This is a genomic window from Frankia sp. KB5 (assembly GCF_002099325.1).
Taxonomy (GTDB): Bacteria; Actinomycetota; Actinomycetes; order Frankiales; family Frankiaceae; genus Frankia; species Frankia casuarinae.
This window is the reverse complement of sequence record NZ_MRUJ01000096.1, coordinates 1-8966: the sequence shown is the minus strand read 5'-3', so window position 1 is coordinate 8966 and position 8966 is coordinate 1. Positions and strand designations below refer to the sequence as shown.

The following is an 8966-nucleotide window of genomic DNA, read 5'->3' as shown; positions in this document are numbered from 1 at the left end:
TCGGCGAGGGTCACCTCGTCGAGCGTGACCAGGAAGTTCTCCTGGGCTCGTCGCAGGAGGGGGCGCAGTCGGCAGGCGCATCGCAGCGGGCACGGGGGACCGTCGCAGGAGACGAACTCGTCCGTGCCCTCGAGGGCACGGACGATGTGCCCGACGGTGACCTGCGTCGCGCCTGGGGCGAGCAGTACCCCGCCGGTGCGCCCGCGCACGGTGACCACGAGGTCGAGCCGCTGGAGGCGTTGCACGATCTTCGCCATGTGGGTGAGCGGAACATCGAGGGCTTTCGAGAGGTCGCGGACGGTGAGGCGATCCTCCCGGGTGGCCGTGAGCATAAGCGCCCGCAGCGCCAGGTCGGTCGACTGGGTCAGGTGCATGGGAGCGCGCCTGTCGAGGTGACGGTCACCCGACCATCTTGCCTTCTACTCTTCGTAGAAGATTGTCCCGACGGCACCTGCGTCCCACGGGTGCCGCCTGCCGAGGTCAGACCTCGGCGGGAGCGCGGCCGGGGGTGTGACACCGCGCCGGCACTGGCCGGCACCGGCCGGTGCCGGTCTCCTCATGGCGACCGCGGACCCCCGGCCGGGGGAGCCTATACGGGTGTCCGCGGCGAGGGCAGTTTCCGGACGATGGTCAGTCCGTCCGCAATGGGCAGCATGACAACCTGTACCCGGGAGTCGCCGGCGAGAAGCTCGTTGAACTGTTTGACGGCGACGACAGCAGGATTGTCCGAGTGGGAGCGCACCACGTGCCCATACTGCAGCACATTATCGACGATGATGACCCCGTTCGGGTTCATCCGGGGAAAGAGAAGCTCGTAATACCTCCTATACGAGGTCTTGTCCGCGTCGATGAACGCCAGGTCGAAGGTGGGTTCTTCGGGGAGCATGCCGAGACTGTCCGCCGCCGGTCCGAGGGCGAGGTCGATGTGATCGGAAACACCGGCCCGAGCCCAGTACTGGCGGGCGATCGAGGTCCATTCCGCGCTGATGTCCAGGCAGAGAAGTCGGCCGCCGGGGGGCAGACCCCGTGCGATGCACAGCGCGGAATAGCCGGTGAAGGTACCGATCTCGACCGCGCGGCGCGGGGCGATCGAGGCCGTCAGGATGGTCAGGAACGTCCCCTGCTCGGCCGGTACCTGCATCTCCGCCTCGGGGAGCGTCGCCGTCACGGCGGAGAGCGCGTCGAGGATCGGATCCGGAGGTGAGCTGTGCTCCGTCAGATAGCTGTGGATCGGATCGGCCAGATAGGCTGATTTCAATCCCTTGCCGTTTTTTGCGCCTTCGCGGCGAAGCGTGCCGACGCCGGTTGTCGCGACTTCACGAATCTTCTGTGCCGGACTTTTTGCCATGATCAGTGGAACTCCATCCCTGGTGGCTCAGTTCGAAAATAACTGGCCCGGGGCGCATTGTGGTTACGGACCGCTCCTCGGCTCGGAAAGAACCAGTAAAGATCATCTAGTTAATCGGGAGTCCGGTGAAGCCGTTGTCCGGTCGTCACGGCCTGTCGTCGGCCATGGCGTAATCTGTCGTGACGTAATCCACTACTTCCAGTAGTTCGTGGATGGTGGCCGATGTCCGCCGAGGGCCCGGGCCGTCCGTGCCCCCAGAACCCGGCGTGGCCGCGATGCGGGTGCCGCCCGCCGCGTCCACGGATCTCTGCGCGGGTGCCGGCCGGGCGGCCGTCGGCCGTCGGTCTGGATGTGTCCGGGGCAGGTCAAGGACGACGCACAGACCCCCGTTGTCACCCTCGGCCAGAGTGACCGTCCCGCCGTCGGCGGTCGTCAGGGCATGCACGATGGCGAGCCCGAGGCCGTTCCCGCGCCGATCGGCCCGGCCGGGCACCTCTCCTCGCTGGTCGGCTTCTCGCTGGTCGGCACTGAGGTTGGAGCTGAACCGGCGGAAGGCGGCGGCCCGCTGCTCGGCGCTCATGCCGCGTCCGCTGTCGGCGACCGTGAGCCGCGTCATGCTTTCCGCCGTCATGCTTTCCGCCGTCATGGTGCTCTGCGGCCCGGTGACGTTCATCTCGTCCAACTCGTCCGCGGCGCTCCCCGTCCCGAGGCCCGCCTCCGCGGTGCCTCCGGCGCCCACCGGGCGTGGCTGGGCCGGTGGGTTCGTCCCGGACGTGACGCTGACCCGGCCGCCGGACGGGGTGGCCTCCAGCGCGTTGCTGAGGAGATTGTCGAGGATCTGCTCCAGGTGCCCCGGGGTGCACTGGACGACCTGGTCCGCGTCGACGTCGCAGGTCAGCGTCACTCCGGCGGCGGCTGCGACCGGTCRCCAGATCAGGCATCGTTCCTCGGCGACGACCGCGAGGGGGATCGGCTGGGTCGGGATCGGCGCATGCTCGGCCCGGGAGACCGCCAGCAGCCCGTCGACCATCCGGGAGAGCCGGTGCACCTCGACCAGGGTGCCCGCGACCTCGTCGGTGGTGTCCGCGTCCACGTCCTGTTGCAGCAGCTCCAGGCGCAGGCGCATCGCCGTCAGCGGGGTGCGGATCTGGTGGGAGACGTCGGCGAGGAACCGGCGCTGGCTGTCGACCAGCAACTGGAGCCGTCCCGCCATCGCGTCGAACGTCGTGGCAAGTTTGCGTGCCTCGGGCGGGCCACCGACGGCTCTGGCCCGGATCGTGAGATCACCGGCACCGAGTTCGGTCGCTGCCTGCTCGAGCCGGCGCAGCGGCCGGCCCACCCAGCGGGCCAGCAGTATCGAGATCCCCAATGCGGCCAGCGTGACCAGGACGCCCGCGAGGGCGATCATCGTCCACCGGTGGATGATCGAGGCGCGCAGCCCGGCATCGCTGCGCGCGACGGCCAGGATGCCGACCAGACCCTGCGCGTTGGACACCGGAGCAACAAGGATCATCCGGTGTCGATTGGCCGCGTTCGGGTTGATGACCACGTTCTCCCGGCGGGCCCGATCCAGATCCCAGCCCATGATCGGGATGTCGTCACCGGTGTCGGCCACGGGCGTACCGTTCGGGTCGAACAGCCGGAGCTCGTCCGGTGGCACGGCCGTACTGTCGCGTACGGCGGCGGGCAGCGGGGCCGCGCCGGCGGACAGTCGCCGCCACTTCACCTCGGCGCAGTAGGCCTGCATCGCGGCCGTGAGCCGCAGGCCGAACAGCGCCCGGTCGTGACGGGTGGCGTCGAGCCCCATCGGGACGCACAGGCCGACAAGCAGCGCCGTCGTGAGCGCGAGCTGGGCGGCCAGGATGCRCCGGGTCATTGGATGTGCCGGGTCATCGGCCGAGGGGTGGCGCGCTCCGGTCACCGGGGGTCGGATCGGCGCCGGGTGTCGGCGRCCCGCCCAGGCGGAAGCCGACCCCGTACACCGTTTCGATCAGTTCGGGAATCCCGAGCTTGCGGCGGATCGCGCCGATGTGTACGTCGAGGACCTTCGATGAGCCGAACCAGTCGCCCCAGACAGCGGTGAAGATCTCCCGTCGGGTCCGGACCCGGCCGGGATCGCGGGCCAGGAAGGCCAGCAGATCGTACTCCCGCGCCGTCACCTGGACCGGACGGCCGTCGACGGAGATCCGCCGGCTGCGCCGGTCGAGGACGAGCGGTCCGTGCCGGACCACGTCGGAGCTCTCACCGGTGGCCCGGGCGGCGCGCCGCCGCACCGCCCGTATCCGGGCCAGCAGTTCGGCGAATCCGAATGGTTTGACCAGGTAGTCGTCGGAACCGAGGTCCAAGGCCTCGACCCGGTCCGCCTCGTCCCCCCGAGCCGTCACCACGATCACGGGGGTGTCCCCGCGCTCGCGGATGCGCCGGCACACCTCCGCGCCGTCGATGTCGGGCAGCCCCAGGTCCAGGAGCACGAGGTCGGGCGGGGACACGCCCTCGACCCGGGCGAGCGCGGCCTCCCCGGTCCGCACCCGGTCGGCGGTGTAGCCGGCCCGGTCCAGACCGCGCACGAGCTGGGTACCGAGGCCGTCGTCGTCCTCGACCACCAGTACCCGGGCGCCGGCGGGATCGGGATACCGCTGCAGGTCTGATGCGTGTGCTCGGGAGCCGTTGCCTGCAAGCGTCGCCATAGCATGACAGTAGGCGGCGCCGGGCGCGTCCGGCCGCCGGCCCCGCGGGTGCCACCGCGATTCCGCCGTCGCCAGCTCCGATTCCGTCAATATCTACTCGTTTCGCAGCGTCTGCCCATTTTGCCGGATCCAGCCCGGTCTCACCGGCTCGGCCGGCAGCGTGTCGCCGGACGACACCGCGGCGAGGATTCCCTCGAGGGCGTGCCGGGGAAGATCGATCAGTCGGGCGGCCAGCAGGTCGGGATCGCGCGCGGCCCGGGTCACGGCGGCCCGGGCGTCGCGCTGGGAGAGCGTGCGCCCCGAATCCTCCCGGACGATCCGGATGAGCCCGTCCCGCCAGACGTTGCCGATCTTGCCATGCGGGCGGTCCAGCAGCCACCGGGCGAGCCGGTCGGCGGGGGCGAGCGCCGCCGGGCCGACGGCCGTGAACGTCACGAGCCGCAGGTCCCCGAGGTCCCGGGCGGGGGTGGCGGTCCACTTCGCCCGCAGCTGCCGCAGCGGGTCATCCTGGGCCCGCCGGCGGCGGACGCCCAGATCGGGATGATCGGAGGAGACGACGACGGCGAGCCGGTCCGCGTTGACCGCCAGGAGGAGCCTGGTCAGCCAGGGGCCCGGATCGTCCGACAGGTCGGTGGCCACGCTGACCGTTCCGTCCTCGGTTGAGGCGCCGGGGCCGGTCGAGGAGCCGGGGCCGGTCGAGGCGAACGCGGGCAGCCCCCGGTCGAACACGGTCGCGAGACGCACGTGGACCGCGTCGACCTCCCGCCGCTCGCCAACGAACACGGCGCGACCCGCCGGGCCGGTGGCGAGGAAGGCGGCCACCGCGTCGAGGACCGGGGCGGTCAGGCGCGTCGGCCGACTCTGCGTGGACTGCCGGCCCCGGGTGTAGATGGCGGCCGTCGCGGTTGTGGCCGCCGTGGCCGAGCGGTCCAGCTGCTTCCAGGTGGCCGGGGTCGGCTGGCAGACGTACATGTCGGCTCTGGCGCCCACCGCCTCCGCGCCCTCGTAGACGTGGAAGCCTGGCCAGATGGCCTCGAACACGAAGCCCTGATCGATCAGTGCCCGCTGCACCTTCCAACCCAGCGTCGGTACCCGGTCGCTGAACCCGTAGGCCAGCAGGACGCGACCATGTTCGCGGTCCGCGAGACCCTGCGCGCCGCGCCCGGTGAACAGCGCCACGCCCTCCGGGGTGTAGGGCGGATCGGTGAATGCCAGATCGGCTGTGCCCACCACCGCCGGCGGCAGGCCGAAGCGCAGGTCGGCGTAGAGGCACCGCAGCCGGACGTCCAACGACCGGGCCGAGCTGTCCAGGTAGGCGAGCAGCTCGTCGTCGATGTCGACGACGGTCACGGTGAGCCCGTCGATCAACGAGACCGCCGCCAGCGAGGTGAGATCATGATCACCTATGCACAGCAGATGCGCGCCGCGCAGGTCGTAACGCGTCCGCAGCCAGACGGCCCGGCGCACGACGGTCGTCGCCGTCGCGGGTACGTGGTCGAGGTCGGCCCGCGGTCGGGGCGCGGCAGCGATGAGATCATGCATGGTCGTGACCAGCGGACCGTGGCGGGTGATCACGGCGGCGAGGGGATCGAGCGGAGTCTGTCCGCTCAGCTCGTCATAGCGGATCAGGCCGCGGTAGCGGTCGATCGACGCGGGGCGCAGCACGTGACGCCCGTCGGGGCCGGTCCGCAGATCGTCGCCGAGGCTGGCGAGGATCTCCTCCACGCTCCGTCGGGGCAGGCCCGAACTCTGGACCAGCTGGCGCAGGGTGCGTGGCTGCTCGGTCAGCGCCGCCACCGCCGCGCGAGGCGCCCGGGCATGCACCCGGTAGCCCGCCAGCAGGGTCGCCAACGACTCGCCGGATTCGGCCGGACCCGGCGCCCGGCCCGGGTGATCCGGTCCTGACAGGGTATGTGGAGGGGACACGCAACCAGCGTCGCACCTGCGGCGGACACACGATTCTACCGGTCCCGCCGAGGCCAGCTAATCTCTTGTCGTGCTCAGAAGGCTTGATCTGCGTGGCGCGGTGCCTGCCGCAGCCGAGATCCGACGGCTACTGCCGCGGGCCGACGTCGACGTCGACGTCGCCGTCGATGCGGTCCGGCCGGTCTGTGCGGACGTGCGGGACCGCGGCGACGCGGCCGTCCTCGCCGCCGCGGAGCGGTTCGACGGGGTCCGCCCGCCGAGCCTGCGGGTGCCCGCCCAGGTTCTCGCCGCCGCCGCGGATGTCCTGGATCCGGCCGTGCGCGACGCGCTGACCGAGGCGATCCGCCGGACTCGGCTGGTGCACCGTGCGCAGCTGCGGGAGCCGGTGGCGATCGAGGTCGCGCCCGGCACCACGGTGACGCAGCGCTGGGTGCCGGTGGAGCGGGTCGGCCTGTACGTGCCGGGCGGGCGGGTCGCCTACCCCAGCAGCGTCGTGATGAACGTCGTGCCCGCCCAGGAGGCCGGGGTCGGCTCGCTCGCGGTCTTCTCCCCGCCGCAGAAGGACAACGGCGGGCTGCCGCATCCGGTGATCCTCGCCGCCTGCGCGCTGCTCGGTGTCGAGGAGGTCTACGCGGCCGGCGGAGCCCAGGCCGTGGCGATGGCCGCCTACGGGACCACGAGCTGCCCGCCGGTCGATGTGATCACCGGGCCCGGCAACGTCTACGTCACGGCGGCCAAGCGCCTGCTGCGTGGGGTCGTCGGGGTGGACGCCGAGGCGGGCCCGACCGAGGTCGCGATCCTCGCCGACGCCACCGCGGATCCGGCCTTCGTCGCAGCCGACCTCATCGCCCAGGCCGAGCACGACCCGATGGCCGCCTGCCTGCTGATCACCCCGTCGGTGGAACTCGCCGACGCGGTCGACGTCGAGCTCGGCAAGCAGGTGCCCGCCACCCGCCACCGGGAGCGGGTGGCGGAGTCGCTCGCCGGCCAGGGGGCGGTCGCGCTCGTCGCGGACGTCGACGCGGGTCTCGCGGTGGCGGACGGCTGGGCCGCCGAGCATCTGGAGATCCACACCGCGGACGCCGCCGCGGTCGCCGCCCGGGTGCGCCACGCCGGAGCGGTCTTCGTCGGCGACTACGCTCCCGTCCCGCTCGGCGACTACCTGGCCGGGTCCAACCACGTCCTGCCCACCGGCGGCACCGCCCGGCATTCCAGCGGTCTGGCGGTCACCGCCTTCCAACGTCAGGTCCAGGTGGTCGAGTGCACGCGGGAGGGGCTCGCCGCCGTCGCCCCGCGTATCGCCGCGCTCGGCGGGGCGGAGGACCTCACAGCTCACGTCGACGCGGTGGAGGTTCGACTCCGATGATATTCAAGGCGGCCGGGAGCGGTGCCGAGGACCGGCCGTGGCGCCCGTGGGACGCTGACGGCCTGCCGCTGCGCGACAGCCTGCGCGGGCTCTCGCCCTACGGCGCTCCGCAGCTCGACGTGCCGGTGCGGCTCAACACCAACGAGAACCCGCACCCGCCGTCGGTCGGGCTGGTCGACGCCATCGGCAAGGCCGCGGCCCTCGCCGCCACCGAGGCGAACCGCTATCCCGACCGGGACGCCGAGGCGCTGCGTGCCGACCTCGCCTACTACCTGACACCGGACGCCGGCTTCGGCGTGCACACCAGTCAGGTCTGGGCCGCCAACGGCTCCAACGAGATCCTCCAGCAGCTCCTCCAGGCGTTCGGCGGGCCCGGTCGGGTGGCGCTCGGGTTCGAGCCGTCCTACTCGATGCACCGCCTCATCGCGCTGGCCACCGCCACCGAGTGGGTGGCCGGGCAGCGAGCGGAGGACTTCACGCTCTCCCCGGCCGTGGTCACCGACGCGATCGCCCGGCACCGACCCGCCCTGGTCTTCCTCTGCTCACCGAACAATCCGACGGGCACGGCCCTGCCGCCCGAGGTCGTCGCCGCCGCCTGTGAGGCGGTGGAGGCCACCGGCAGCGGCATGGTCGTCGTCGACGAGGCCTACGCCGAGTTCCGCCGGGCCGGCGTGCCCAGCACGCTGACGCTGCTGCCCCGTCATCCGCGGCTCGTCGTCACCCGGACAATGAGCAAGGCGTTCGCGCTGGCCGGTGCCCGGGTAGGCTATCTTGCCGCGCACCCCGCCGTGGTGGACTCGCTGTACCTGGTGCGGCTGCCCTACCACCTGTCGAGCTTCACCCAGGCCGTCGCGCGCACGGCGCTCGCGCACGCCGACGAGCTGCTCGGCACGGTGGAGGCGGTCAAGGCCCAGCGCGACCGCATCGTCCGGGAGTTGCCGGCGCTCGGTCTGCGGCTGGCTCCGAGCGACGCCAACTTCGTGTTCTTCGGCCGGTTCGCCGATCAGCGGGCGGTGTGGCAGAGCCTGTTGGACGCGGGAGTGTTGGTCCGCGATGTCGGTCTGACCGGCTGGCTGCGGGTCACCGCCGGGCTGCCGAACGAGGTGGACGCGTTTCTCGGGGCGCTGGGCAGAACTCTCACCGGCAGCGTCATCGGCGCGGACGGTGTCATCAGCCTCGCCACCGCCTGAGCCCCTGGCCCGGCCTGAGCCCCTGGCCCGGCCTGAGATCTACAGAGACCGAGGAAGCCCCCGATGGCACGCACCGCGCGAATCGAACGCAAGACGTTGGAGTCGGACGTCCTGGTCGAGCTCGACCTCGACGGGACGGGAATCTCCTCGTCGGACACCGGCGTCCCGTTCTTCGACCACATGCTGTCCCAGCTCGGCAAGCACGGCGGGTTCGACCTCACCGTGCGTACCCGGGGGGATCTGCACATCGACGCCCACCACACCGTCGAGGACACCTCGATCGCCTTCGGGTCCGCCCTGCGCGAGGCGCTCGGCGACAAGGCGGGTATCCGCCGGTTCGGGGATGCCACCGTCCCGCTGGACGAGGCGCTCGCCCAAGCCGCCGTCGACCTGTCCGGCCGGCCGTACTGCGTGCACGTCGAACCGGATCTCGTCGGGATGATCGGAAC

The 8966-nt window shown here is 71.7% G+C and carries 8 protein-coding genes; 3 read left to right on the top strand and 5 right to left on the bottom strand.

Annotated features, from left to right (window positions below; all coding sequences use genetic code 11):
* The 5 genes from KBI5_RS10845 to KBI5_RS10825 form a co-directional block, all read right to left on the bottom strand.
* Positions 1 to 374 (bottom strand): Rrf2 family transcriptional regulator (locus KBI5_RS10845; protein WP_085015162.1); only part of this gene is annotated, 374 nt, incomplete at its 3' end.
* A 215-nt stretch (positions 375 to 589) separates the two neighbouring features.
* On the bottom strand, positions 590 to 1348 hold the full coding sequence (locus KBI5_RS10840) for a class I SAM-dependent methyltransferase (protein WP_011437416.1): 759 nt from the start codon (positions 1346 to 1348) through the stop codon (positions 590 to 592).
* A gap of 145 nt (positions 1349 to 1493) precedes the next feature.
* The gene (locus tag KBI5_RS10835) at positions 1494 to 3224 is read right to left on the bottom strand and encodes a HAMP domain-containing sensor histidine kinase (protein WP_085015163.1); all 1731 of its coding nucleotides are present in this window, start codon (positions 3222 to 3224) and stop codon (positions 1494 to 1496) included.
* Positions 3225 to 3237: 13 nt separating this feature from the next.
* The gene (locus KBI5_RS10830) at positions 3238 to 4125 is read right to left on the bottom strand and encodes a response regulator transcription factor (RefSeq protein ID WP_241882817.1); all 888 of its coding nucleotides are present in this window, start codon (positions 4123 to 4125) and stop codon (positions 3238 to 3240) included.
* Between the two features lie 3 nt (positions 4126 to 4128).
* Positions 4129 to 5961 carry a bis-aminopropyl spermidine synthase family protein gene (locus KBI5_RS10825; RefSeq protein WP_011437413.1) on the bottom strand — a complete coding sequence of 611 codons (1833 nt, stop codon included), beginning with the start codon at positions 5959 to 5961 and terminating at the stop codon, positions 4129 to 4131.
* Positions 5962 to 6031: 70 nt separating this feature from the next.
* On the opposite strand from KBI5_RS10825, the gene hisD reads away from it, so the two are divergent.
* The 3 genes from hisD to KBI5_RS10810 all read left to right on the top strand — a co-directional run.
* Complete coding sequence (gene hisD / locus KBI5_RS10820; protein WP_011437412.1) at positions 6032 to 7327, top strand: histidinol dehydrogenase; 1296 nt, start codon at positions 6032 to 6034, stop codon at positions 7325 to 7327.
* On the top strand, positions 7324 to 8517 hold the full coding sequence (locus KBI5_RS10815) for a histidinol-phosphate transaminase (protein ID WP_011437411.1): 1194 nt from the start codon (positions 7324 to 7326) through the stop codon (positions 8515 to 8517). The genes hisD and KBI5_RS10815 overlap by 4 nt, the downstream gene beginning before the upstream one ends.
* Before the next feature lie 63 nt (positions 8518 to 8580).
* A partial coding sequence (locus KBI5_RS10810) for an imidazoleglycerol-phosphate dehydratase (RefSeq protein WP_085015160.1) occupies positions 8581 to 8966 on the top strand: 386 nt, incomplete at its 3' end.

Coding starts and splice junctions, on each gene's coding strand:
- KBI5_RS10840 (WP_011437416.1), bottom strand. CDS start 1,348: ATGGCAAAAAGTCCGGCACAGAAGATTCGTGAAGTCGCGACAACCGGC.
- KBI5_RS10815 (WP_011437411.1), top strand. CDS start 7,324: ATGATATTCAAGGCGGCCGGGAGCGGTGCCGAGGACCGGCCGTGGCGC.